The organism is Kribbella sp. ALI-6-A, assembly GCF_001984195.1.
Taxonomy (GTDB): Bacteria; Actinomycetota; Actinomycetes; order Propionibacteriales; family Kribbellaceae; genus Kribbella.
Genome location: NZ_MTQN01000008.1, coordinates 147,080 through 172,166 on the forward strand (window position 1 = coordinate 147,080; position 25,087 = coordinate 172,166).

18 protein-coding genes are annotated in these 25,087 nt (G+C 69.8%); 12 read left to right on the forward strand and 6 right to left on the reverse strand.

Translation table 11 applies throughout. The features are described 5' to 3' along the window. Positions 1-25 precede the first annotated feature (25 nt). Positions 26-487 carry a MarR family winged helix-turn-helix transcriptional regulator gene (locus BWI15_RS06635; protein WP_077013420.1) on the forward strand — a complete coding sequence of 154 codons (462 nt, stop codon included), beginning with the start codon at positions 26-28 and terminating at the stop codon, positions 485-487. A gap of 47 nt (positions 488-534) precedes the next feature. Here BWI15_RS06635 and BWI15_RS06640 read toward each other — a convergent pair whose 3' ends face one another. Next, positions 535-1,032 carry a DUF2505 domain-containing protein gene (locus BWI15_RS06640; protein ID WP_237771168.1) on the reverse strand — a complete coding sequence of 166 codons (498 nt, stop codon included), beginning with the start codon at positions 1,030-1,032 and terminating at the stop codon, positions 535-537. Between the two features lie 127 nt (positions 1,033-1,159). On the opposite strand from BWI15_RS06640, the gene BWI15_RS06645 reads away from it, so the two are divergent. Then, the gene (locus BWI15_RS06645) at positions 1,160-1,669 is read left to right on the forward strand and encodes a SigE family RNA polymerase sigma factor (protein WP_077013422.1); all 510 of its coding nucleotides are present in this window, start codon (positions 1,160-1,162) and stop codon (positions 1,667-1,669) included. After that, positions 1,666-2,916: a hypothetical protein gene (locus BWI15_RS06650; RefSeq protein ID WP_077013423.1), complete on the forward strand. Its 1,251-nt coding sequence runs from the start codon at positions 1,666-1,668 to the stop codon at positions 2,914-2,916. The genes BWI15_RS06645 and BWI15_RS06650 overlap by 4 nt, the downstream gene beginning before the upstream one ends. Before the next feature lie 77 nt (positions 2,917-2,993). On the opposite strand, the gene BWI15_RS06655 is transcribed toward BWI15_RS06650, so the two are convergent. Both BWI15_RS06655 and BWI15_RS06660 read right to left on the reverse strand, forming a co-directional pair. Then, complete coding sequence (locus BWI15_RS06655; RefSeq protein WP_077013424.1) at positions 2,994-3,401, reverse strand: hypothetical protein; 408 nt, start codon at positions 3,399-3,401, stop codon at positions 2,994-2,996. 33 nt (positions 3,402-3,434) lie between these two features. Continuing rightward, positions 3,435-4,889 carry a glycoside hydrolase family 76 protein gene (locus tag BWI15_RS06660; RefSeq protein ID WP_237771169.1) on the reverse strand — a complete coding sequence of 485 codons (1,455 nt, stop codon included), beginning with the start codon at positions 4,887-4,889 and terminating at the stop codon, positions 3,435-3,437. 132 nt (positions 4,890-5,021) lie between these two features. On the opposite strand from BWI15_RS06660, the gene BWI15_RS06665 reads away from it, so the two are divergent. After that, positions 5,022-8,711: a glycoside hydrolase family 2 gene (locus BWI15_RS06665; protein ID WP_077013425.1), complete on the forward strand. Its 3,690-nt coding sequence runs from the start codon at positions 5,022-5,024 to the stop codon at positions 8,709-8,711. A gap of 5 nt (positions 8,712-8,716) precedes the next feature. Here BWI15_RS06665 and BWI15_RS06670 read toward each other — a convergent pair whose 3' ends face one another. Then, complete coding sequence (locus BWI15_RS06670) at positions 8,717-10,561, reverse strand: hypothetical protein (protein WP_077013426.1); 1,845 nt, start codon at positions 10,559-10,561, stop codon at positions 8,717-8,719. Positions 10,562-10,686: 125 nt separating this feature from the next. On the opposite strand from BWI15_RS06670, the gene BWI15_RS06675 reads away from it, so the two are divergent. After that, positions 10,687-11,538, forward strand: coding sequence for a tryptophan 2,3-dioxygenase (locus BWI15_RS06675; protein ID WP_083750597.1), 852 nt, complete (start codon positions 10,687-10,689; stop codon positions 11,536-11,538). A 45-nt stretch (positions 11,539-11,583) separates the two neighbouring features. Next, positions 11,584-12,231, forward strand: coding sequence for a hypothetical protein (locus BWI15_RS06680; protein WP_077013427.1), 648 nt, complete (start codon positions 11,584-11,586; stop codon positions 12,229-12,231). A 36-nt stretch (positions 12,232-12,267) separates the two neighbouring features. On the opposite strand, the gene BWI15_RS06685 is transcribed toward BWI15_RS06680, so the two are convergent. After that, positions 12,268-13,239, reverse strand: coding sequence for an NmrA/HSCARG family protein (locus tag BWI15_RS06685; RefSeq protein WP_077013428.1), 972 nt, complete (start codon positions 13,237-13,239; stop codon positions 12,268-12,270). Positions 13,240-13,332: 93 nt separating this feature from the next. Between BWI15_RS06685 and BWI15_RS06690 the strand changes: the two genes are divergently transcribed. The 3 genes from BWI15_RS06690 to BWI15_RS06700 all read left to right on the forward strand — a co-directional run bounded on the left by BWI15_RS06690 (position 13,333) and on the right by BWI15_RS06700 (position 19,896). After that, positions 13,333-13,821, forward strand: a complete 489-nt coding sequence (locus BWI15_RS06690; RefSeq protein WP_077013429.1) for a MarR family winged helix-turn-helix transcriptional regulator — start codon at positions 13,333-13,335, stop codon at positions 13,819-13,821. A 172-nt stretch (positions 13,822-13,993) separates the two neighbouring features. Then, positions 13,994-18,865, forward strand: a complete 4,872-nt coding sequence (locus tag BWI15_RS06695) for an NAD-glutamate dehydrogenase (protein ID WP_077013430.1) — start codon at positions 13,994-13,996, stop codon at positions 18,863-18,865. 89 nt (positions 18,866-18,954) lie between these two features. After that, positions 18,955-19,896, forward strand: a complete 942-nt coding sequence (locus tag BWI15_RS06700; protein WP_143465431.1) for a hypothetical protein — start codon at positions 18,955-18,957, stop codon at positions 19,894-19,896. A gap of 734 nt (positions 19,897-20,630) precedes the next feature. On the opposite strand, the gene BWI15_RS06705 is transcribed toward BWI15_RS06700, so the two are convergent. Continuing rightward, entirely contained in the window at positions 20,631-21,368 is a 738-nt protein-coding gene (locus tag BWI15_RS06705; protein ID WP_077013432.1) for a GntR family transcriptional regulator, read from the reverse strand. A 219-nt stretch (positions 21,369-21,587) separates the two neighbouring features. Here BWI15_RS06705 and BWI15_RS06710 point away from each other — a divergent pair, with 219 nt between their 5' ends. From BWI15_RS06710 to iolC, 3 genes are all read left to right on the forward strand, one after another. Beyond that, a complete protein-coding gene (locus BWI15_RS06710) occupies positions 21,588-22,586 on the forward strand; it encodes a Gfo/Idh/MocA family protein (protein WP_077013433.1) in 999 nt (332 codons plus the stop codon). Positions 22,587-23,063: 477 nt separating this feature from the next. Beyond that, a complete protein-coding gene (locus BWI15_RS06720) occupies positions 23,064-23,966 on the forward strand; it encodes a sugar phosphate isomerase/epimerase family protein (protein WP_077013435.1) in 903 nt (300 codons plus the stop codon). Further along, the gene (iolC, locus tag BWI15_RS06725; RefSeq protein WP_077013436.1) at positions 23,966-24,907 is read left to right on the forward strand and encodes a 5-dehydro-2-deoxygluconokinase; all 942 of its coding nucleotides are present in this window, start codon (positions 23,966-23,968) and stop codon (positions 24,905-24,907) included. Before BWI15_RS06720 ends, iolC begins: the two co-directional genes overlap by 1 nt. The last annotated feature ends 180 nt before the right edge of the window (positions 24,908-25,087 follow it).

The window sequence follows — 25,087 nt, forward strand, 5'->3', positions numbered from 1 at the left end:
ATACTCGTGCTCGAAAGGAGCGACGATGGCGGACGAGGCGGTGCGCGTGGGCCTGCGGTATCTGACGGTCGGCTATCAGGTGCGGCGGACCGTCGACCAGCGGATGGCCGGGGAAGGGACGTCCTTGGCCCGGACGAAGGTTCTGCAGGTGCTGGCCCGGCGGGGCGCGGTGCGGCAGTCCGAGCTGGCGAACGAACTCGGACATGCGCCGCGTTCGGTGACGCAGGCCGTCGAGGCGCTGGAGCGGGACGGGTTGGTCGAACGCGAGGCCGCCACGGATGACCGGCGGGCGAAGCTCGTCGTACTGACGGGGCGGGGGGCCGAGGCGCTGGCGGCCGGCACGGTGGCCGGCGAGCGAGCCGTCCGGGAGGTCTTCGGAGCCTTGAGCCCGGCTCAGCTGGCGGAGTTGGACGCGGCGCTGGCGGTCATCGAGGGCGTGGTCGGGGTCGCTGCGCCGATCAGCTGGCCTGGCCCCCCAGCGAGCTGATGTCACGGCCCCGCGGGTGGAGCGCGGGGCCGCAAAGACACCTGCGATCAGTTGGTGCCGTCGTGCCAGGAGCGGCCGAGCTCGTGCTCCTTGGCCAGGCCGGAGCGGATCGCGTCCACCACGAACGGCTCGATCTTCTTGCCGATCAGCGGCACCGCGACCTTCACGTCCAGCGTGATCGTCTGCACGGTCTGCGCGCCGTCGGGCCGGATCGTCGCGGTGCCCTTCAGCGTCACCGGCGTCCCGGCGATCTCGCCGCGCACGTCGGCGTCGCGCGACCCGTCCGGCTTGGCGGCGTGCCAGGTCTCGGTCTGCACCACGGTCAGCGTCTCGCCGACGAACTTGCGGGCGATGTCCGGTACGTCGTTCGACGGCATCTTGCGCTCGACCCGGACGACGGTGTCGTCCCCGGTCGTGCTGACCTGGACGTCGTACGACAACGCCTTGGTCTTCTCGCAGGCCTGCTCGCGAAAGGTGGCGTCGGTGACGATCGCGAAGACTTCCTCAGCGGTGGCGTCGTACGACGCCGACATCTTCAGCTCCATGCGGCACATCATGGCATCACCGGTCGGTCACCGGCCGGATGCGGCTGGTCGGAACAATGGGGGCTGACAACAAAGCCGGCGTTCGTCTCGTATTCACCGGTGACAGACCGAGTGAGGGGAAGACCGAATGGCGGCGCGGGACGAGGAGTTCAGCGAGTACGTAGTGCACCGGCGCAAGCAGTTGCGGCGGATCGCCTACCTGCTCTGCGGTGACGTGCACAAAGCAGAGGACCTGGTGCAGACCGCGCTGATGAAGCTGTACGTCGCGTGGCCGCGGGTGCAGCGGGCCGGGAACGTGGACGCCTACGTCCGGCGCATCCTGGTCAACTCCGGCATCGACGAGAGTCGCCGGCCGTGGCGCCGGGAGGCTCCCGGGCTCGACGGGCTGGACGAGCCGGTGATGGCGTCGCCCGCGGTCGAGGACCGCAGCGCCGTACTGGCTGCGCTGGCGACTCTGCCGCTGGGGCAACGCCGGGTGGTCGTGCTCCGGCACTTTCTCGGAATGTCGATCGATGAGACCGCGGCGGATCTGCACTGCAGTCCCGGCACGGTCAAGAGCCAGAACGCCAGGGCGCTCGCCCGGCTGACCGAGTTGCTCACCGCCCAATTCGGGACGGTAGGAGGGCAGGACCGATGATCGACGAGAAGGAGCTGGGCCGGCGGCTCAGCGAGGCCGCGGGGTGGCAGGACGACTTGCTGCCGCGCGCCACGGAGGACGACCTGGCGGCAGGCCGCCGCCGATTGCGCCGCCGCCGTGCTCTCACGGCTGCCGGAGGACTCGGCTCGACCGCCGCCGTCTGCGCGGTCGTCGTCGGGCTGACCAGTTGGCTGACGCCGACCGCGAACCCGGTCGAGGGCGACCTGCCGGCCGCCGCGACAACGGCATCGGCGACCCGTGGGCCGGTGACCGATCCCGCCGATCCGGCGGCGTACAAGGCTCAGGATCGTGCGTTCGACCAGGCGATGCGGGCTGCGCTGAAGCAGCACCTCGACCCGAGGGGTGTCCACCTCGACTACAGCAGCAAGGGTGGCTTCGGCATCGACCACACGCCGGGCATCCGGCGCGGTGGAGGGCGGGTCGGCTGGCGGATCGCCGGCCAGCAGGGCGTCGGCTACGTCGACATCGGCGTGGCCACGGCAGCGACCGCTACCAGTGCCCGCTGTGGATCCCAGGAGTTCACCCCGGCGCTGGACTGCAAGGCGGTGACCTTGCCGAACGGGCGGACAGCGCAGCTCGGCCGGCGAGGTGAGGCCGCGGAACTCACCTACACCAAAGCCGACGGCGAATTCGTGACGTTGACGGTCAACCCGCTGTGGGGTAACAACGCGAGCGTGCCCGTGCGCGGCATGGGCATCACGGACGCGAAGCTGTTCGCGCTCGTCACCGATCTGCGGGTCGACCTGCCGCCGCTGACCCCCGAGGAGCAGCGGGCCGAGGACGAGCTGAAGAACTTCAAACCGACGTACGCCGAGGCGCACGCGGCCGCCGCGCGGGTCCTGACCGGTGGCACGCTCACCCACGCGTTCAACGGCTCCGTGCCAGAGCAGTTCGGCCTGGTCCAGACGTGGCGGTCCGGGGCGATCGAGCAGACGGTGATCATCGGAGTCGACTCGGCCCAGTTCGTCAGCAAGTGCTCCGAGGAACTCGGCGGCCTGACCTGCACCGAGACGACAATGCCCGACGGCCGCAAGGTCCTGTACGCCGAGGGCGTGCCGCCGAAGGGCAAGGGCAAGCAGAAGTACATGCTCGGCGCGGCCTATCTGCAGCCGGACGGCAACCTGGCGTCGGTTCTGGTCCAGAACCCCGGCCGGACGCCGCAGCCCGGCGGGATCACCAAGCAGCAGGTGATCGCTCTGGCGACTGATCAGGCGCTGGACAAGTAACGACGCCGGAACACCAAGGCGATCAACTGGTACGCGAGGAGAAGACCCGGGGCCCTTCCGGCAACGGAGGGCCCCCGTCAGTCCGAGTTGATCCAGGTCCAGGTCTCGGTTTCCGCGGCGATGCCGGCCTGTTCGCACCAGGCGGCGACCTTGCGATGGTTCTCCTGCAACGGGAGACCGTCGCCGAGTTCTCCGGCGGCTACCAGGGCGTGGAAGCAGGCGACGAGGCGGTCGGCGGGCTCGCCCTCGAAGGACTCCCCGAGCAACGTCTCCAGGAACTCGGTCAGCGGGACGAGCGCGGCGTACTCGGTGTAGACGGAGTAGATGTACTCGCGCCCGGGATCGGAGCCCAGCGGCAGGTAGTCGTAGCTTTCGGCGAACGCGATGCCGCGCTCACTGCGCCCGGCGTCCAGCGTGAGCCGCAGGCCGAACACGCAGTCGTTCCGGGTCCGTCGTACCTCCACCAGCAACTCCCGCCGATCCACCGGGACAGGGTAATCGGCGGGAGCAAGGCCGGTTCAGGGTGTCGCGTTCAGGAGATCGAGCGCGCTGTGCTGACGGGCGGCGTCGAGCTTGTCGACCGGTCCGGACCAGCGCAGGCCGTACTGGTCCATCGCCGTCCGGTCGGCCGCGAACGCCCGGTCGGCCTGGCGCCGCAAGTACGCCGTGTACGGGTGGTCCGGCAGAGCCGCGTTGAGCTTGCCCAAGCCACGGACGTGCGCGCCCTTGAACGACGGTCCGTCGCCGCCGCAGTCGCCGGACTCGCACGGCTCGCGCAGAATCCCGTCGGCGGTGTGCAGCCCGGGCGCGGTCGTCGCCGCGTCGGCCAGTTGGCGTGCACGCGTCAGGTAGGTGCTGTTGCTCGCGGCCTTCGACAGCTCGGTCAGCGCGCCGATCAGCACACCCTGGTTGTAGCTCCAGGCAACGTCCCCGTTGTTCCTGCAGGTGGACAGGTCGATGCCGTCGTTCACCAGGTTCGAGCCGTTGATCATCCCGGTCTGCTGGAACCAGGTCCAACCCGCCTGGGCCCGTTGCAGGTACGTCGTGTCGCCGGGAATCCGGTTGTGCAGCGCCGCGCTGAGCTGGATGTAGAGCGAGTTCGTGATCGCGTTCTTGTAGGTTTTCGCCTGGCTCCACCAGACCCCGCCGCCGCAGGTGCTGTCCCAGTACGCCGCCATGTGGTCGGCGTCCGCGCGAGCGGTCTGCAGATAGCGCGCCTCGCCGGTCAGGTCGTACGCCGCGATCCACGCGAGTCCCCACCAACCGGTGTCGTCGAGGTAGTCGTTGCGGAACTGGCCCTGCTGCGCGTTCAGGTTGAGGTCGTACGTGCGGGCGATCGCGTAGCGGTAACTGCCCATGCCGGTGACCCGGATGTTGTCGATCACCGCGTTCAGCGCGTTGGCCGAGTTCCACCAGCCGGTGGTGTCGAACAGGCCGGTGCCGTAGTTGTAGAACTGCATCTGCGCGGTCGCCGCCGCGGTCCGCCGGTCACCGGCGTTCCAGGTCGTCCGCGCCCACGTCGTACAGGCGATGTCTGGGCGGTCGCCCGCCTTGCCGCAGGCGCGCAGCGCGCCGACGCCGTGGTTGTTCCAGTCGTCGACGTTGTACATCTGCGTGCGCCAGGCGGTCTGACCGGCCGGGATCGCGGTGTGGCCGAGCCGGCTGCCGGACGACCAGGTCCGGCCGCCGTCGAACGACCGATCCAGCCAGACCTCGTCGCCGGGCGATCCGCCCTCGATCGAGGCCCAGCCCATCGCGTCGGCGTCGTCGAAATGCAGCCGCAACGTCCGGCCGAACAGCGTGGCACTCACCGGCGAGCGGTCGCCGGGGGACAGCGCGGGGTCGCGGGCGTCGCAGTACTTGTTGCAGACGGTTGCCTGGAGTGACATCGTCACCTCGGGAGTCGGCGGCGGCTGGGGAGCGCCGAGCGGCACGGACAGGACGGCAACGGCGGAAACGATTCCAGTGAACACGGGATCTCCCTGGGGCGGTAGGAAGAGAGCGCTTCCACCGCAGTGTGGTCGCCGTGCGTGACGACGTCAATACGCCGAACTCTTGACCCGTCCCGTGCATCGTCCTAGGCAGGATCCACGACGAGGAGAGTCATGCACCGGCTGCGACGCCCGATCGGGTATCTGCTCGCCCTCGTGCTCGCGTGCGGAATAGTCGGCGTGGTCGGAAGCGCGACCGGGGCTGACGGACCGGACGACGTCTACGGCTACCTGGACGATCCCGGCCGGGTCGCCGAGGGCCAGGTCGCACCGCACACCCGGCTGTGGCCGTACGCCGACGACGCCGCTGCGGTGCGCGGCAGCGGTACGCCGTACGTGAGATCGCTGGACGGCGCCTGGAAGTTCCGGCTGTTCGACAAGCCGTCGGCGGTGCCGGCCCGGTTCCCCGCGTCCGACGGCGCCGGCTGGTCGACCGTGCAGGTGCCGCATACCTGGCAGAGCGACTTCCTCGACCATCCGATGTTCCGCAACATCCCGGAGGAGCTCTGGCCGGACGCGCCGCCGAAGACACCGCGTGACGTCAACCCGACCGGCGCCTATCTCAAGACCTTCGACCTTCCGCGCACCGAAACGGGCCGTCGGCAACTGCTCCGGTTCGAGGGGGTGACCAGCGGCTACTTCGTCTGGGTCAACGGCGAATACGTCGGCTACGACCAGGGCGGCTACAGCCCGGCCGAGTTCGACATCACCGACGCCGCCCGGCCCGGCCCGAACACGGTCGCCGTCCAGGTTCACCGGTGGTCGGCCGGCTCCTACCTGGAGGACTTCGACCAGTGGCGGTACGCCGGGATCTTCCGTGACGTCTACTCGTACTCGGTTCCGCGATCGAGAATCCAGGACCTTGCCATCAGCACCGACCTCGACGCGGCGTACCGGGACGCGACGCTGACCGTCGACGCGGAACTGGTCGATGCCCGCGGCCACCGACTGACCGCGTCGCTGCGGGATCCGGCCGGTCGGGAGGTCACGGCGCTGAGCGGGACGACGGAGGGGAGCGAGCTGAAACTCAGTGGCGTCGTGAAGGCGCCGGCGCAGTGGTCCGACGAGACGCCGACGCTCTACAGCCTGGTGTTCTCGCTGGCCGACGAAGACGGCCGGGTCGTGCACCGAACCAGTCAGAAGGTCGGATTCCGCGAGATCGAGGTGAAGAACAAGCAGGTCCTGCTGAACGGCAAGCGCGTGCTGTTCCGCGGCGTCAATCGGGCCGAGACCGATCCCGCGACCGGACGCCACGTCACCCGCGCGGCGATGGAACGCGATGTCCGGCTGATGAAGCAGCTGCACCTCAACGCGGTCCGGACCTCGCACTACGAAAGCGATCCGTACTGGTACGAGCTCGCGGACCGCTACGGGCTGCTGATCGCCGACGAGGTCGATATCGAGACGCACGCGCACGAGGCCTGCCCGAAGGCGTGCCTGGCCGACAGGCCGGAGTGGCAGGCGGCGTACGCCGATCGCTTCACCGCGATGGTCGAGCGCGACAAGAACCACCCGAGCGTGGTGTTCTGGGACACCGGCAACGAGGCGGGCCTCGGCGCCGCGCACTTCGCGATGGCCGCCTGGGCCGACCGGCACGAGCCGACCCGGTTGCTGTACCACCAGTCGAACAGGCCCGACGGCGATGCGCCTTACGCCGATGTGGCCGGTCCGCGGTACCCGACGCCGGCGGCGCTGGAGGCGAAGGCGAAAACCTTCAGCAAGCCGATCGTGATGGGGGAGTACGCGCATGCCATGGGCAACGGGCTGGGCAACTTCGACCAGTTCTGGGCGCTGGCGCGCAAGTATCCGTCGGTGCAGGGCGGTTTCATCTGGGACTGGGCCGAGCAGAACCTCGACCAGCCGCTGGTCGTCACGCCGGACTCGTCGCCGCGGCGGATCCAGGCCTTTTTCGTCGGCAAGCCCGAGCTCGGTCACGGTCGTGCGGGGCAGGGTGTGGTGCTGTCCGGGCTGGACGACTTCGTGGACGTCTTCCGCGATCCGGCGCTCGACGTCGCCGGGCCGCTCACGGTGGACGCCTGGGTGAAGCCCGATGCCTGGTCCGGCTCGTTCCCGATCGTCACCAAGGGCAATCAGTACGCGCTGCAAATGCCCAACGCTTCGACGGTGGAGTTCCGCGTCACGCTCAACGGCGTGGAGAAGGCGGTCACCGCGCCGGTCCCAGCGAATTGGGCAGGGGCCTGGCATCAGGTCACCGGCTCGTACGACGGCTCCTCGCTGACGCTCTCGATCGACGGCCGACCGGTCGCCCGGACTGCCGCGACCGGCGTCATCGAGCCCAGCGTCTGGGAGGTCAACATCGGGCGTAACGCTCAGCTCCAGCAGGACCACACGCGGGCCCGCTTGGCCCACGGCACCGTCGACAACGTCCGCATCCTGTCGGGTGCTGAGACCGTTCTGGCTTTGGACTTCGACTCCACCGCGCCTCAGGGCTCGTTCGCCAGCCTCGGCCTGAGTCTGTCAGGCACCGATGGTCTGGTGAGCACGGACCGGACCTTGCAGCCAGAGACCGCCGAGCTCGCCTGGGCTCAGTCGCCGCTTCGGTTGACGTCTGCGCAGCCCGGCGTGATCACCGCGCGCAACGAGCGGCAGTTCGCGCCGCTCACATTCATTCTCAACTGGTCGATTCGTGAAGCGGACAAGGTGATCCGCCAAGGCCGGATCCCGCTGACCCTTCCGCCCAACTCGAGCCGGAGCATCCGAGTCCCGGCAGCGGCGCAACTTCCGAGTCAGCCCGAGCGCTTCTTGAACGTGGATGCCGCTGCCGCCTCCCCTGCTGTCCCCGGTCCGCCGCGGCGATCCGCCGACGCGCTGCTGCAGCGTGCGCAGTTCGCCCTCGGCGGGACCGTGCTCGCCGGCAAGGCGGCAGCCGGAGCGCCGGCGTACCGGACCATCAGGCCTGGCCGGGCAGTCGTTTCCGGGACCGGCTTCGCCTACACCTTCGACGGCGGTCGACTTGTCTCCATGGTTGCTCGGAGCAAGGAGCTGGTGCGGACCGGTCCGGTGCTCGACGTCTGGCGCCCGCCGACGTCCAACGAAACCTACGACTGGGGCACCGCCGATCGCCTGATCTGGAACAAGCTCGGCCTCGACCGGCTCCGGACCACCGTCGGCACGGTCACCACCCGTCGCCTCCCGGACGGCCGCGTGCAGCTCGTTGTGCCGAGCGTTGCGGCCGCTCCCGGGCATGCCGCCGAGCTCGCGTTCCGGCAGACGATGACCTACACGATCGATGCCGCCGGCGCGATCGGGTTGGCCCACCAGGTCACCCCGACCGGCAGCAAGCTCGCCACCTTGCCGTATCTCCCGCGCCTCGGCTTCCAGCTCCAGGTCCCCGACGACTTCACCGACTTCGCCTACTACGGCCGCGGTCCCGAAGAGTCGTACAGCGACCGCGCGTCAGGAACCCGGATCGGCGTCTACCGCAGCACGGTCGACCAGCAGTACGTCGCCTACTCCCGTCCGCAGGCTCACGGCAACCACACCGACACCCGCTGGGCCTCGCTGTCCGACCAGCAGCACGGTCTCGGCGTCGCCGCCGCCCAGGGCGCGTCCGTCGACGTCAGTGTCACGCCGTACGACCGGCTCGATCGCGCCGAGTACGACTTCCAGCTCCCGCTCGTGCGCAACAGGGGCTGGGTGACGCTGCACGTCGGCGCCGCGGAGACCGGCATGGGCGAGACGCCGAACGGCGTACTCGCGCCGTACCGGATCGATCCCACCGCACCACGCACGTACGGCGTGACGCTACGGCCGCTGTCCGCGGCCGAAGCGAAGGCGCGCTAGGGCTTTCACTTCAGCAGCGGGTAGATCGTGGTGCCGGTGGTCACGTGTGCGCTGACCCGCGATGTCATGCGACCAGGCAGCGCGACGACCGGTCCAGGCACGGTCTGCGTGCCGACGGTCAGCCGATCGACGCCCCGGCTCCCGGCCGCGAGCAGGTACATCACCCCGGTCGGCGAACGCCACGCGGTTGTCGCCAGCACGTGCTGGTCGAAGCGGCTGCAGATCGCCGTGTTGGTCGCGTGGCCCCCGGAAAGCCCGGCCGGGAACAGCTTCACGGTGGCCCAGCCGCCGCCTGCCCAGCTGTCCGACCGCGTGCACACCCAGGCGCCGTACGTGCCGTCCGGCAGCCGCTGCTCGGCGAAGGTCCAGTTGTTGGCGGCCTTGACACCCTTGTTCTGCAGGGTTCGCAGTCCGCAGACCGTGCGCGACCAGCTCACCAACGCGGCGCCGCTCGTCGCCTCTCGCGGGGCTCGGGCGTCACCGACCGACGGCGCCGGCAGGTACGTCAGGTGCGCCGGGGACAGCCCACCGAGATGCGTCACGAGGAACGCGTGGTTCTCCGCGATCGCGTCCGACGAGCGCAGGTGCAGGGCGGGCCACGACGAGCAGTTGGCGGCCGGCGGCTTCACCGGTGCGGTGATGCCATCGGTCGTCTGCAGCTTGCCGGTCGCCGCGTCCGGGTTCTTCAGGTCGCGCAGCCCGGTCTCGGCGACCCAGGGCGCGGTCAGGAAGCGCACGCCACGGGCGGTCTCGCTGATCGCCACCACCGCGGATGTCGTCACGTCGGCGTCGTCGGTCCGCGCGACGACGACCTTGCCGCCGTCGCGGTCGGTGTAACGCGCGAGGCGCTGTCCGTCGTGGAAGAGGACCACCGCCGCGCCGTCCACGTCACCGGCGTACAGGAGTTGCGGTGCTTCGGTGGGCGCGGTCGTCCACGCTCCGGCGACCGACGTCACGCCGGTCCCGTTCGTCCAGGCGTCGAGGGCCTTCGACAACAAGTCGCGGTCGTTGATCCGGCTGCCGCGCGCCGGCCAGGCGGTGAAGTCCACCCGTGCCGTGTCCTGCCACAACACCCGCGTACGCCGGAGGGCGTCGACGCTGAGCTGCTTGGTCTCCTGCTGGGCCGCGACGGGCGCCGCTTGGGCGGTGGGCTCCCTCCCGGCGGTCAGCGCGAGGGCGGCCAGCAGGATCAGCGCCAGGAAGAGCGTGACGGCGATCGCCACCGCCCGGCCGCGCGCCTTCCGGCGCATCAGATCGGTCGGCGCCAGCCGCACGGCGCACGGGTCGAACACCTGCGCGCCCAGCGGCCCGCGGACTCCGGCGACCGCACTCTCGTCGAGCTCCGCCGCCTCCTTGATCGCCTCGGACGCCTGCTCGACGCCCGCCGCGCGGAGTTCGGCCTCCGCCTCGGTGACGTCGAGGTGCTCGATGCGGACCAGCGTCCAGGCGGCCCTGGCCTCCGGCGTGCAGCCGGACATCACCTGGTCGAGCACCAGGTCGTCGGCCGCGCCGGAGCGGGGGAACAGGCGCAGTCCCCACACCTGCGGCAGCATTCGCAACGGCGTTCGGGCGCGGGCCTGGCGTACGGCGTCGCGCAGCACGCGGCGGCGGATGTACTCGAACGCGCTGGCCTCGCCGATCAGCTCACGCTCGAGCCTGCGGCGGTCCGGCAGCGCCCGTTGCACGACACCGTGCGCGGCGAGGATCCGCCGGTGCCTGCCCAAGGCGGACGGAAGGACCAGGTAGGCCAGGCGCACGAGCGCCGGGTAGTTCTCCAGCAGCGCCGCCTCGACCTCGGCCGGTCCGACCTCGACCGTCGTTCGCTCCGCCAGCGTGTGCACTCGCCCCACCACATTTCCTTCGACCCCGTTGACGCCAGGATCAACGATCGACGCGACGTCACGTCACACGCGCCGCTCGATCAGGTCACAGCCACCACACGGTCACCCGTCGTAGCGGCGGTTATCCTCAGGAAGTGAGCAGCCAGAGTGAGAACGACCAGGGACGTCCCAGCGCCGAAGCGGTCACCGGGCGGTGGGACGGGGTCGACGTGAACTTCGGTGAGGAGGGCGGCCGGCTCACCTACGGCAGCTACCTGCGGCTGCCCCAGCTGCTCGACCAGCAGCGGCTGGAGTCGGATCCGCCCGCGCACGACGAGCTGCTGTTCATCACCATCCACCAGGTCTACGAGCTGTGGTTCAAGCAGGTCCTGCACGAGATGACGGCGTCCCGCGACGCGATGCTGTCCGGCGAGCTGTGGCTCGCCCAGCACCTGCTGCGCCGGGTGCACACGATCGAGCGGACCCTGACCCAGCAGGTCGACATCCTGGAGACGATGACCCCGCAGGACTTCGGGCAGTTCCGCCACCGGCTGTCGCCGGCCAGCGGGTTCCAGTCGGTGCAGTTCCGCGAGATCGAGTTCCTGTCCGGCGCCAAGGACCCGTCGTTCGTGAAGAGGTTCAAGGGGCTGAGCGACGAAGAACGCGCGCGGCTGGAGCGGCGGCTCGCGGAGCCGACGCTGTGGGACGCGTTCCTCGTCGTCCTGCGGGAGGCGGGGTTCGGCGCGGAGACCGAGGAGGAGTTGCGCGTCGGACTGTCGGCCGTCGCGCAGGACCGTGGGAAGTACGGCACGGTGTGGGAGCTCGCCGAGGCCCTGCTCTACCACGACGAGCTGGCGGCCTCCTGGCGCGCGCGGCACGTCGTCATGGTCGAGCGGATGATCGGCACCAAGCCGGGCACGGGCGGCTCGTCCGGAGCCGGCTATCTGCGATCGCGGCTCGATCTGCGCTATTACCCCCACCTCTGGCACCTGCGCACGTCGCTCTGAGCCGTTAGTGTCACGCCCCTAGCAGCTCCAGGGGAAGGTGGCACGGTGAAGCTCTACTCCGCGGTCCGGACACAGCGGTTCTGGCAGGTCTTCGGCGATCTGATGCTGCTCGGCTGGATCGCCTTCTGTACGGCGCTCGGCCTGGCCGTCTTCCGCATCACCAACGCCCTCGGCTACCCGGGCCGCAAGGCCGCCTCCGCCGGCGACAGCCTCGCCGAGGACCTCCGCAACATGTCCGGCCCGGTCGGCAAGGTCCCGGTCGTCGGCGACGAACTCCGCGCCCCCATCGACGGAGCCGCCGGCGCCGCCGTCCGCCTCGCCGACGCCGGCCGCGAACAGGCCCACGCCGTCGAACAACTCGCCTACCTCCTGGCCGGCGTCACCATCGGCCTGCCCGTCCTGTTCGCGCTCCTGATCTGGCTACCCCGCCGCATCCGCTTCTCCCGCCGAGCCACCGCCGCCCAGAAATTCATCGACAACGCCGCCGACCTCGACCTCTTCGCCCTCCGAGCCATGGCCAACCAGCCGATGCACAAACTGGCGAGGATCTCGCCGGATCCGGTCACGGCGTGGCGAGACCGGGACTCCGTGGTCATCGCACAACTGGCTGATCTGGAACTCCGCAGCTCGGGCCTGCGAGCGCCCAAGCAGTTGACCCCGCCGCCGCCCACGGACCCGGAACTCGCCGAGTAGCCCCGGCACCCCACCGCGCCGAGGCTCGCAGCTGACCTACCGCGAAATCCGCCCCTTGTTCGCTTCGGCCCACTCCTTGAACGACAGCAGTTCCGGATTCAACTCCCGGACCAACTTCAGATCCCGATCTCCGGTGAACCGCTCCGAGTCCTCCGCGTAGAACTGGAACATGTTCCCCGTCTCCACGGCCCCCGGGAACCCCGACTGCCGGAACTCGTCCCAGGAGTACGGCCGGTAGACCACCGGCTCCCCAAGAGCCTCAGCCAGCACCGCCGCGTACTCCTTGCCGGTCAGGTGATCCCCGGCGATGCTCACCGTCCGCCCCACGAACTCCGAACCCCGCTTGAAGATCCCGTACGCCGTGCGCCCGATGTCCTCCGACGCGATGCCCGACAGCGGCTCCTCGTTCATCGGCAGCGTCAGCTCCAGCACCCCGTCGGCGTTGCGCGTCGGCCAGATCCCCATCGTGAACGCCTCGTAGAAGAACGTGGTCTGCAGGAACGTCGTCGGTACGCCGTACTGCGTGAACAGCTCGTTCGCCTCGCCCTTCGCGTCGAAGTGCGGGACCTTGAACCGGCCGTCGTCCAGGCTCGGGACCCGGTCGTCGTCGCCGAAGTGCCGGCGGGTGTCTTCCAGCGTCGACCAGATCACGTGCCGCAGGCCGGCGTCACGAGCGGCGCGGGCCGCGTTGCCCGCCTGCTCGAGCTCCATCTCGGCGCGGCTGCGCGCCGCCTCCTGCTCGGGCGTCATCGGCGCCCAGTAGTTCGTCACCACGAAAGCGCCGTACGCGCCCTCGAAGGCCTTCCGCACACTCGCCTCGTCGTCCAGATCGGCCGCGACCACCTCGGCCCCGGCCTCAGCGAGCGCCCGTGCGCTCGCCGACTCCGGATCCCGCGTCAGCGCCCGTACGCCGTACTCGCGGCCGCCGTCGGCGAGGATCGCCCGGACCAGCCCGCCGCCCTGTGAACCGGTCGCTCCGACCACCGCGATCAACTTCTGCTCCGTCATTGCTGACATCTCCCTGAATTGGCTTGAAGCTTCAACTCAATCGACAGTACCTCAAATGGTTGATACGTCAACCCTGCCGGGTAGGATGGTGACGTGGCGAACGAACCGTGGCTCGAGGATGACGAGCAGAAGGCATGGCGCAGCTATCTGCTGATGTGGAAGTTGCTGGAGACGCACGTGGCCCGGCATCTGCAGCGCGAGTTCGGGTTGTCCGCGTCCGACTTCGAGATCCTGGTCAACCTGTCCGAGGCGCCGACCGGGCGGATGCGGGCGTTCGAGCTGGGGCAGGCGACGCAGTGGGAGAAGAGCCGGATGTCGCACCACCTGACCCGGATGGAGAAGCGTGGCCTGATCGCCAAGGTCGCCTGCGACGCGCGCTACCCCGAGATCGCGATCACCGACCAGGGGCTCGACGCGATCCGCGCCTGCGCGCCGGCGCACGCCGCGCTGATTCGCGAGCTGGTCGTCGACACGCTCGGCACTGACCGCCTGGTCGCGCTCGGCGAGGCCAGTGACGACGTGGTCACCGCGGTCGGGAAGCACCTGGAGACGACCTGCCCGCCGGCGGTCCGCGGCGAGTAGTGGGACGCCCTCCGACCCACCGGTCCAGCGGTGAAAGGTGATCCGTAAGGCACTCGCAAGGACCGTCCCGGGATCACACCAGTGACAGAAGTGGACTAATGTCTGAGTGACCGCACAACGGCGTGCGGCGGGGCGCGCGCAGCGCCGAAACACGCGTGTGGAACGGTGGGGAATGCAGAGCAAGCTGGACGTCCAGAAGGCGGATGTACTCGCCAAGGCGGTGGCCGCGGGGTCGCACGGGCACGACAAGTCGGTCGACCCCGAGAAGCTGAGAAGCTTCCTCGAGCGGTATTACCGCTACGTGGCCGCCGAGGACGTGGCCGAGCGCCAGCCGCAGGACTGCCTGGGCGCCGCCAAGCACCACTACAAGGCCGCCACGTCGCGGCCGCAGGGCACGGCCAAGGTGCACGTGTTCACCCCGACCGTCGAGCAGCACGGCTGGTCCGCGAACGGCCGGACCGTGGTCGAGATCGTGGTCGACGACATGCCGTTCCTGGTCGACAGCGCGGCGATGGTGGTGACCGACCACGGCCTGGAGCTGCAGCTGCTGATCCACCCGCAGTTCGTCGTACGCCGTGACGTCGCCGGCACGCTGCAGGAGGTGCTCGACGACGCCAACGACTCCGACGCGCACGACCTGGTCCGGGAGAGCTGGATGCACCTGGAGGTCGAGCGGATCTCCGACCCGGTCGCGCAGCGCGAGCTGGAGAAGGCGCTGCAGCGGGTGCTCGGTGACGTCCGCGAGGCGGTCGAGGACTGGCCCAAGATGCACGAGAAGGCCGTCGGCATCGCCGCCGAGCTGGCCGAGTCCGGCGACCAGCTGCCGGTCAGCGCGACCGAGGTCGAGGAGGCCCGCGAGCTGCTGGAGTGGCTGGCCGACGAGCACTTCACCTTTCTCGGCTACCGCGAGTACACCTTCACCATGCGCGGCGACCAGGGCATCCTGCGCGGCGTCCCCGGTTCGGGCCTGGGCATCCTGCGGCCCGACCAGCAGCAGAGCGAGACCGCCGGTTTCCTGCCGCCCGAGGTGAGCGCCAAGGCCCGCGAGAAGAAGCTGCTGATCCTCACCAAGGCCAACTCGCGCTCGACCGTGCACCGCTCGACGTACCTGGACTACGTCGGGATCAAGTCGTTCGACGACAACGGCGAACCGGTCGCCGAGCGCCGCTTCATCGGTCTGCTCTCCTCGACGGCCTACACCGAGAGCGTCATGCAGATCCCGGTCCTGCGGCGCAAGGCGCTGGAGCTGTTCCGCCTGACCGGCTTCGACCCGAACAGCCACAGCGGCAAGGGTCTGCTCGACGTCCTGGAGACCTACCCGCGCGACGAGCTGCTGCAGGCGCCGGTCGAGGACCTGCTGCCGATCGTGCAGACCGTGCTGCACCTGCAGGAGCGCCGCGCGGTCAAGCTGTTCGTCCGCCGTGACGTCTACAACCGCTACCTGTCCTGCCTGGTCTACCTGCCGCGCGACCGCTACACCACCGCGGTCCGGCTGAAGATGCAGCAGATCCTCAAGGACGCGATCGGCGCCGACTCGGTCGACTACGCCGCCCACGTGACGGAGTCCGTGCTGGCCCGGGTGCACTTCGTGGTCCGGATGAAGCAGGGCCAGACCGTCGGCGAGTACGACGCCGAGCTGCTGGAGCAGCGGGTCGTCGAGGCGACCCGTGCCTGGCAGGACGACTTCGCGGTCGCGCTGCACGCCCAGGGCGGCGACGGCGCCGTCACCCGGTTGAACGCGCAGTACGCAGGCGCCTTCCCGGAGGCGTACAAGGAGGACTTCGACGCCCGCGTCGCGGTCAAGGACGCCACGATCCTGGACCAGTTGCCGGCCGAGAACGGGCTGGCGATGTCGCTGTACACGCCGATCGACGAGGAGTGGGTGGGCGAACGCCGGTTCAAGGTCTACCGGACCGGGTCGCCGCTGTCGCTGTCACAGGTCCTGCCGCACCTGACCCACATGGGCGTCGAGGTGATCGACGAGCGCCCGTACGAGATCCGGCGCCCCGGCGGCACGGCGTACATCTACGACTTCGGTCTGCGCGCGCCGGCGGAGTCGGAGGAGCGTGAGGAGTTGCGCACGCTGTTCTCCGACACGTTCCGCGCGGTCTGGGACGGCCGGGCCGAGTCCGACAAGCTGAACGCGCTGGTCCTGCGCGGCAACCTGAGCTGGCGGCAGGTCTCGATCCTGCGCGCCTACCAGCGCTACATCCGCCAGGGCGGGACGCCGTTCAGCCAGGACTACATCGAGAACACCTTCCTCAACCACGTCGACGTCGCCGGCCTGCTGGTCCAGCTGTTCGAGGCCTGCTTCGACCCGGCCCGCGGGGACGCCGACGACCCGGTCCGGCAGCAGACGATCGCCCAGCTGGAGAAGGAGATCGGCGCCGCGCTGGACACGGTCAAGAGCCTGGACGAGGACCGGATCCTGCGGTCCTACCTGACCGTGATCAAGGCGACGCTGCGGACCAACTACTTCCAGCCCGGACCGGACGGGCAGCCGCGCGACTACATCAGCTTCAAGCTGGAGCCGAAGGCGATCCCGGACCTGCCGCAGCCGCGGCCGGCGTACGAGATCTTCGTGTACTCACCGCAGGTCGAGGGCGTGCACCTGCGCTTCGGCGCGGTCGCGCGCGGCGGGCTGCGCTGGTCGGACCGGCGCGAGGACTTCCGGACCGAGGTGCTCGGCCTGGTCAAGGCGCAGATGGTGAAGAACTCCGTGATCGTGCCGGTCGGCGCGAAGGGCGGGTTCTACGCCAAGCAGTTGCCCGACCCCGCGGTCGACCGGGACGCGTGGTTGGCCGAGGGCATCGCGTCGTACAAGACCTTTATCTCCGGCCTGCTGGACATCACCGACAACATCGTGGCCGGCTCGGTCGTGCCGCCGCGCGACGTGGTCCGGTACGACGGTGACGACGCGTACCTGGTCGTTGCCGCCGACAAGGGCACGGCGACGTTCTCCGACATCGCGAACGGTGTCGCCAAGCAGTACGGCTTCTGGCTCGGCGACGCGTTCGCCTCGGGTGGTTCGGCCGGGTACGACCACAAGGCGATGGGCATCACCGCGCGCGGCGCGTGGGAGTCGGTCAAGCGGCACTTCCGCGAGATGGGCCACGACTGCCAGAACGAGGACTTCACCGTCGTCGGGGTCGGCGACATGTCGGGTGACGTGTTCGGCAACGGGATGCTGCTGTCGGAGCACATCCGGCTGGTCGCGGCGTTCGACCACCGGCACATCTTCCTCGACCCGGCTCCGGACGCGGCGACCTCGTTCGCGGAGCGGCGGCGGTTGTTCGAGCTGCCGCGTTCGTCGTGGGCCGACTACGACACCGCGCTGATCTCGGCCGGTGGTGGCGTCTACCCGCGCACCGACAAGGCGATCCCGATCACGCCCGAGGTGCGCGTCGCGCTCGGCCTGGAGGGCAGCCCGGCGACGCTGACGCCGGCCGAGCTGATGCAGGCGATCATCAAGGCACCGGTCGACCTGTTCTGGAACGGTGGCATCGGCACCTACGTGAAGGCGACCACCGAGTCGCACGCCGACGTCGGCGACAAGGCCAACGACGCGATCCGGATCAACGGGTCCGAGTTGCGCGCCCGCGCGGTCGGTGAGGGCGGCAACCTCGGCTTCACCCAGCTCGGCCGGATCGAGTACGCCGCCACCGGCGGCCGGATCAACACCGACTTCATCGACAACGTGGCCGGGGTGGACACCTCCGACCACGAGGTGAACATCAAGATCCTGCTCGACAAGGTGGTCGCCGACGGCGACCTGACCGAGAAGCAGCGCAACGACGTGATCGCGTCGATGACCGAAGAGGTCGCCGCGCTGGTGCTCAAGAGCAACTACCGGCAGAACATCGGCCTGGCCAACGCCTCCGCGCAGGCCGCGGCTCTGATGCACGTCCACCAGGACTGGGTCCGCCGGCTGGAGAAGCAGGGTCTGCTCGACCGGGAGCTGGAGTTCCTGCCGAGTGTCGCGGAGTTCAAGCGACGCAAGGCCGAGGGGCGTGGGCTGACCTCGCCCGAGCTGTCGGTGCTGATCGCCTACACCAAGATCGTGCTCGAGGCCGAACTGCTGAAGACCTCGCTGCCCGACGACGACTTCCTGGCGCACAAGCTGATCAGCTACTTCCCGAAGGCGATCCAGGACCGGTTCGCCGAGCCGATGAAGTCGCACCAGCTGCGCCGGGAGATCATCACCACCCAGGTGGTCAACGAGTTCGTCAACTCCTCCGGGATCACGGCGTTCCACCGGCTCTCGCTGGAGACCGGCGGCACCGCCGAGGACGTCGTGCGCGCCAACCTGGCCGCCTCGCGGATCTTCGCCCAGCCCGACCTGCTGGCGCTCAACGCCGACCTCGACAACGTGGTCGACGCCGAGACCCAGACCCGGATGCGCCTGGAGACCCGCACCCTGGTCGAGCGAGCCACCCGCTGGCTGGTGAGCAACCGGCGCCCCCCGATGGACATCGCGGAGCTCATCGAGTTCTTCACACCCGGCATCGCGAAGCTGACGACGGCATTGCCCGAGGTCCTGCGCGGCCGCGAGCTCGCTCTGTTCGAACAGCGCCGCGAAGCGCTCGTGAGCAAGGGAGTCCCGGCCGACTTCGCCACCCGCATCGCGGTCCTGCCCCCGGCGTACGCGGGTCTGGGAATCGTCGAAACGGCCGACCGCGACGACCTCGACATCCTGGAGGTCGCCAAGGTCCACTTCGCCCTCGGCGAGCGGCTGCAGTTGGGCCGTTTCCTCGAGCGCATCGTGGCCCTCCCACGCACGGACCGCTGGCAGACCATGGCCCGCGCCGCCCTCCGGGACGACCTGCACACGGTCCACGCCCGCCTGACGGCACAGGTTCTGGCCACCACGGACCCGACCGCGGAGCCCGAGGACCGCGTCATCTCCTGGCAGGACCAGAACGAGGCAGCCCTGTCGCGCGCAGCCACGATGCTGGAGGAAATCGTCGAAACCGAAGGCCCGGAACTGGCCCACCTGTCGGTCGGGCTTCGCCTGGTCCGCACTTTGATGGGCAACCAGGCCTAGTACGTCGCGTTGTCGGTGGGTCCGGATCTCCTCCGGGCCCACCGGCTTCGCCTTTCGTTCATGGACTGACTCCTGGGGGGAGCGGACGGATGCGCCGACCAACGGTGTGGCTGGCTTGCGCGATCGTGCTGATGGCGGCCGGCTGCGACTCCAGCCCGGAGCAACCTGCCCCGGATCGAACGGTTGCCGCACCGGCCCCCGCAACCCCTCAGCCGACGGGGAACGTGTGTGAGCGCGTACGCCCGACCCTGCCTGGCGACTGGAAGATCGAGGTCCAGCGGCCGACGATCAGCCCGATCGCCGACTCCTGCTGGCTGACCAGCACCACCGACCCGAAGAACCAATACCGGATCGCGGTCGGGGTGCTACCGCTGACCAGGCAGGACATCGCCGACTTCCGCAGAAATGCCGAACGCAGCATGAAGGAGGAGGGGTACGCAGCCAAAGCTGTCGACGCGGGGATCGGCGAGAACTCGTGGTCGGTGAACCCGGCTGTTCTCGGCCCGTGGTTGGTCTTCTTCAACGGCGGAAGGATGGTCAGAGTCGCTCAGGAGTCCTACGGTCCGGGCCAGCTCGCAGCCATCACCGCCGTCGCGAAGACGATCAACACCCTGCCCGGTGGACTTCCGGCCGCTCCGAAGATCGTCGGCCGCCCGGAGTGCGAGCGGGCGACCGCCGCCGCGGAAAAGGTCCTGGGCGGCAAGGCTCTGGCCCGCCGGGACGCGGTCGTCTACGGAAAAGTCACGTGCCAGTGGGGCTCTGCCCGCGCGGGTGTCGTCGTTCTCGCCGGCGGTCCGGCCTCCGAAGCGGCGACGAATTTCAGCATCGTGAAGTCCACCAGCACCAACCCGACACCCGACGCTCGGCGCGTCGACGTCGGTCAGGAGGCTTGGCAGCACGACGGCGGCGACCTGGTGTACCGGATCAGAAAGGACCTCTTCGTCTACATCACCTCGGTGACACTGTCGGCGAAAAAGTCCGCCGCGATCGTTGCCCTGGGCAAGGCGGTCATCCCGATCTACGACCGCTGAACGACGTCGACTGCAGCGGGGGATCACCGCACGGCAGATCCTTCGAATCGGTCGCGCACCCGCGTGCGTCGCCGATGTTGCCGCGCCCAACCCCAGCGCACGACCGCGGCGCCCGACCCCAGTGTCTGACTGCGGCGCCCGACGCCAGTGTCTGACTGCGGCGCCCGGCGCCGGCGCCCAATCCCAGTGCCCGACGCGGGCGCCCGACCCCAGTGTCTGATCGCGGTGCCCGACGCCGGTGCCCGACGCCGGCGCCTGATCGCGGTGCCCGACGCCGGTGCCCGACCCCAGCGCCCGATCGCAGCGCCCAATCCCAGCGCCCGATCGCAGCGCCCAACCCCAGCGCCCAACCCCAGCGCCCGATCGCAGCGCCCGACGCCGGTGCCCATCCCCAGCGCCCGACCGCGGCGCCCGACGCCGGTGCCCGACCCCAGCGCCCGACCGCGGCGCCCGACGCCGGTGCCCGACCCCAGCGCCTGACCGCGGCGCCCGACGCCGGCGCGCAATCCCAGCGCCCGATCGCGGTGGTGCCCAACCCCAGCGCCCGATCGCAGCGCCCAACCCCAGCGCCTGACCGCGGCGCCCAACCCCAGCGCCCGACCGCGGCGCCTGATCGCGGCGCCTGATCGCCGGCGCCCAATCCCAGTGCCCCGACGCGGGAGCCCAATCCCAGCGCCTGACCGCGGCGCCCGACGTCGGCGCCCGACGTCGGCGCCCGACGTCCGGGCGTGGTCTCACCGGTCGGAGACGATGACCTCGACGGAGTACTGGTCGGCGCGGTAGCAGTGGTCGCCGAACTCGACCGCCGAACCGTCCGCGTCGTACGCGCTGCGCGTCATCGTGACCAGCGGTTCGGCCTTGGACATGTGCAGGGTTCGGCGTTCCTCCGCCGACGCGTTGCGGGCGCCGATTCGCTGCCGCGCGACTGTTGGGCGGATCCCGCGGGCGCGCAGGACGGCGTACAGGCCTTCGGTGGTGAGCTGCTCCTGGGTGAGGTCGTTCATTGTCGGGGGCAACCAGTTGCGCAAGATCGCGAGCGGAACGTCGCCGGCGTAGCGGAGGCGGACGATGGCGACCAGCGGTGTGCCGGGTGGCAGGCCGAGCGCATCCGCGGCGCGATCGTCGTGGGCCGTGCAGTTGAGGGAGAGGACGTCCGTGCGCGGCGTCCGGCCCTCGCGTTCCAGGTCGTCGTACAGGCTGGTCAGCTCGGCCTTGCGGTGCACCATCTGGTTCGCGACCGTGGTGCCGATGCCGCGGCGGCGGACCAGGAGTCCTTTGTTGACCAGCTCGGAGATCGCGCGCCGCACGGTGGGTCGCGACAGGCTGAGCCGGTCCGACATTGCGAGCTCGTTCTCGAACGGGTCGCCGGGGCGCAGGGTGCCGTCGGTGATCGCAGCCGTCAGCTGCTCGGCCAGCTGGTGGTACAGCGGCACCGGGCTGGTCCGATCGATCTGAATCGGCAGGGCGGCCATGGGCGGATGCTACCGAGGAACGTGCATATGTGTCGACGTGAAAATGTGCTTACAAACTATTGACTCTCCCCGGCCGGGCCGGAAAGCTGGGCACGGCCACTGGCGCGAGACCGTCCGGGCGTCGTTCGCGATCCGTCGCGAGGCGCTCGTGCGGCGAGACAGTCGCGCGGCCGAGCTGCGAACGAGTTACAGATCGAGCGAACGAGAGGGCGGCCGCGGATGCGGATCGGGTTGGTCGGGGTCGGGCGGATCGGTGCGTTCCACGCGACGACGCTGAAATCGCTGCCGGCGGTCGAACAGGTGGTCGTCGCCGACGCCGACGCCACTCGCGCGGAGCTGACCGCGAAGGAGCTGGGGCTCGAGTTCGCGCCGGACGTGCCCTCGCTGCTGACCAGCGGGATCGATGGGCTGGTGATCGCCGCCGCGACCTCCGCGCACGCCGAACTCATCGCGGCCGCGGTCGCCGCGGGGATCACCACGTTCTGCGAGAAGCCGGTCGCTCTCGATCTGGCGGAGACGCAGCGGGTGGTCGAACTGGTCGAGGGCTCGGACGTACCGGTGCACATCGGCTTCCAGCGCCGCTTCGACGCCGGCTACCAGGCAGCCGCCGCGCAGGTCCGCTCCGGCGAACTCGGTTTCGTCCACCACATCCGCGCGAACACCAACGACGCCTTCCCGCCGCCGGCCGGCTACATCCCGACCAGCGGCGGCTTCTTCCGCGACTGCACGGTGCACGACTTCGACATCATCCGGTACGTCACCGGTCGCGAGGTGGTCAGCGTCTACGCGACCGGCGCCAACCGGGGTGAAGCCTTCTTCGGCGAGTACGGCGACGTCGACGCGGCCGCCGCGCTGCTCACGCTCGACGACAGCACCTTCGCCACCGTCAGTGGAACCCGCTACAACGCGGCCGGCCACGACGTCCGGATGGAGGTCCTCGGCAGCCTCGGCTCGATCGCGGTGGGCCTCGACGAACACACCGCGCTGCGCTCGGTCGAAGCCGGCGTCACCTTCCCCGGCGGCGAGCCGCACGCCACGTTCATGGACCGCTTCGGCCCGGCGTACGTCGCCGAACTGACCGCGTTCACGGAGGTCGTCGCCGGTACCCGCGAGGTCCCTTGCACCGTCCGGGACGCCCTGCAGGCCTTCCGCATCGCCGACGCCTGTGAACTGTCCCGCAAGGAAAACCGAGTCGTTTTCCTGGACGCCGACACATGATCACGACCGCCCGGACCAGGCCCCGACTGAGCGCGGTCAACGACCACCCGACGCTGACCGAGCGAGCCGGCGCCGCCTCGACACTGATTGAGCGAGCCGCCCAAGCTCCGGCGCTGATTGAGCGAGCCGGCCACATCGCCACGCTGACCGAGACAGCCGGCGACGCCCCGGCGCTGACCGAGCGAGTTGGCGACACTCCGGCGCTGTCCCAGCGAGTTGGCGACGCCCCGGCGCTGATCGAGCGAGTTGGCGAGGCCCCAACGCTGACCGAGGGAGCCGGAGACATTCCAACGCTGACCGGGACAGCCGGCGACGGCCGGGCGTTGAGCAGCCGTCGAGCCGCGACGTACCCGGCGACGACACGCCATGCTGCCCCACACGCCCGCTCGGCATCGACCAAGACGAACCGACCCGGCGCTGATCCGGCGCCCACCACGACGAACGACCCGACGAGTCGACACCTGAGGAGATCGGCCGATGAGTGACGTAGCTGCCCGGATTGCCGGAGCCCCGATTTCCTGGGGTGTCTGCGAGGTTCCCGGCTGGGGCTGGCAGTACGACCCGGAGACCGTGCTGGCCGAGATGCGCGATGTCGGGATCGCGGCGACGGAGTTCGGGCCGGACGGGTTCCTGCCCGACGACCCGGCGGAGAAGGCGAAGACGCTCGCGGACCTCGGGCTGCGCGCGGTCGGCGGTTTTGTCCCGGTGGTGCTGCACGACCCGTTGCACGACCCGGTTCCCGAGGTCGCCCGTGCGCTCGAAGGCTTCGTCGCCGCCGGGGCTTCGACCCTCGTCATCGCCGCCGCGACCGGTTCGGACGGTTACGACGGCCGGCCCGTGCTCGACGACAGCGGCTGGGCGACCCTGCTGGCGAACCTCGACCGCCTGACCGAACTGGCCGCCGCCCAGAGCGTGCTCGCCACGATCCACCCCCACGTCGGCACGATGATCGAGAACGCCGAGGACGTCCGCCGCGTCCTGACCGGCTCCACGATCGGGCTCACCCTCGACACCGGTCACCTGATGATCGGCGGCGTCGACCCCGTCGCCCTGACCCTCGAACACACCGCGCGGATCAAGCACACCCACCTCAAGGACGTCGACGCGTCGTGGGCCGCGAAGGTCCAGTCCGGCGAGGTCAGCTACACCGACGCGGTCCGGGAGGGGATGTACCGCCCGCTCGGTCAAGGCGACGTCGACCTGACCGCGATCGTCGGCGCTCTCGAGTCGTCGGGCTACCAAGGCTGGTACGTCCTCGAGCAGGACACCATTCTCCAGGAGCGGCCGACCGACGAAGGCCCGGTCGCGGACGTCCGTTCCAGCATCGCTCATCTGCGCCACCTCGCAGCCGGATCGGCCGTCGAAGGCGCGGTGGTCTGATGGTGGACGACGTACTGACCATCGGGCGGATCGGAGTCGACCTGTATCCGTTGCAGACCGGCACGCACCTGGAGGACGTCGAGAGCTTCGGCAAGTTCCTCGGTGGAAGCGCGACCAACGTCGCGGTGGCGGCGGCCAAGCACGGGCGCAAGGCGGCGGTGATCAGCCGGACCGGGAACGACCCGTTCGGCACCTTCATCCATCGCACCCTCCGTGAGCTCGACGTCGACGATCGGTTCGTCACCGGAGTCGACGGGCTGCCGACGCCGATCACCTTTTGCGAGATCTTCCCGCCGGACAACTTCCCCTTGTACTTCTACCGGTTCCCGAAAGCCCCGGACCTAGTGATCCATCCCGAGGAACTGGATCTGCAGGCGATCAAGGACGCCAAGATCTACTGGTCGACGGTGACCGGCCTGTCGGCCGAACCGAGCCGCTCGGCCCACTTCGCCGCCTGGGAAGCGCGTGAGCGCCGCCCGATCACGGTGCTCGACCTCGACTACCGTCCGATGTTCTGGGCCGATCCCAGCGAGGCGCACGAGCAGGTCAGCAAGGCCCTGGACCACTGCACGGTTGCCGTCGGCAACCGCGAGGAGTGCGAGGTCGCCGTCGGCGAGACCGACCCGGACAAGGCCGCCCAGGCGCTGCTCGACCGCGGCCTCGACCTGGCCGTGGTGAAGCAGGGACCCAAGGGAACGCTCGCCCGGACCCGGGACGAACGCGTCGAGGTGCCGCCCTTCCCGGTCGAGGTCGTCAACGGCCTCGGCGCGGGCGACGGTTTCGGCGGAGCCCTGTGTCATGGGCTGCTCGCCGGCTGGCCGCTCGAACGCGTCATCCGCTTCGCCAACACCGCAGGTGCCATCGTCGCCTCCCGTCTCGAGTGCTCCACCGCGATGCCCACCGAGTCCGAAGTCCTCACCCTGATGGGCGAAACCGCATGACCAGCCATCAACCGCCGTCCCGAACCGCTCCGAGCGATCCGGCGCCCGCGCTGCACCCAACGCAGATGAGTGGTCAGAGGCAGGCCGTCAGCCCAACGCCGGACGCCGACCCGGCCCCTTCGTCGAGGCGAGCCGCCGCGGGCGGTACGGCGGCGTACGCGGGCGATCCGGTCGCCGGCG

Coding starts and splice junctions, on each gene's coding strand:
- BWI15_RS06695 (WP_077013430.1), top strand. CDS start 13,994: ATGCAGAGCAAGCTGGACGTCCAGAAGGCGGATGTACTCGCCAAGGCG.
- BWI15_RS06710 (WP_077013433.1), top strand. CDS start 21,588: ATGCGGATCGGGTTGGTCGGGGTCGGGCGGATCGGTGCGTTCCACGCG.
- BWI15_RS06685 (WP_077013428.1), bottom strand. CDS start 13,239: ATGACGGAGCAGAAGTTGATCGCGGTGGTCGGAGCGACCGGTTCACAG.
- BWI15_RS06705 (WP_077013432.1), bottom strand. CDS start 21,368: ATGGCCGCCCTGCCGATTCAGATCGATCGGACCAGCCCGGTGCCGCTG.
- BWI15_RS06640 (WP_237771168.1), bottom strand. CDS start 1,032: ATGGAGCTGAAGATGTCGGCGTCGTACGACGCCACCGCTGAGGAAGTC.
- BWI15_RS06665 (WP_077013425.1), top strand. CDS start 5,022: ATGCACCGGCTGCGACGCCCGATCGGGTATCTGCTCGCCCTCGTGCTC.
- BWI15_RS06635 (WP_077013420.1), top strand. CDS start 26: ATGGCGGACGAGGCGGTGCGCGTGGGCCTGCGGTATCTGACGGTCGGC.
- BWI15_RS06700 (WP_143465431.1), top strand. CDS start 18,955: ATGCGCCGACCAACGGTGTGGCTGGCTTGCGCGATCGTGCTGATGGCG.
- BWI15_RS06645 (WP_077013422.1), top strand. CDS start 1,160: ATGGCGGCGCGGGACGAGGAGTTCAGCGAGTACGTAGTGCACCGGCGC.
- BWI15_RS06650 (WP_077013423.1), top strand. CDS start 1,666: ATGATCGACGAGAAGGAGCTGGGCCGGCGGCTCAGCGAGGCCGCGGGG.
- BWI15_RS06720 (WP_077013435.1), top strand. CDS start 23,064: ATGAGTGACGTAGCTGCCCGGATTGCCGGAGCCCCGATTTCCTGGGGT.
- iolC (WP_077013436.1), top strand. CDS start 23,966: ATGGTGGACGACGTACTGACCATCGGGCGGATCGGAGTCGACCTGTAT.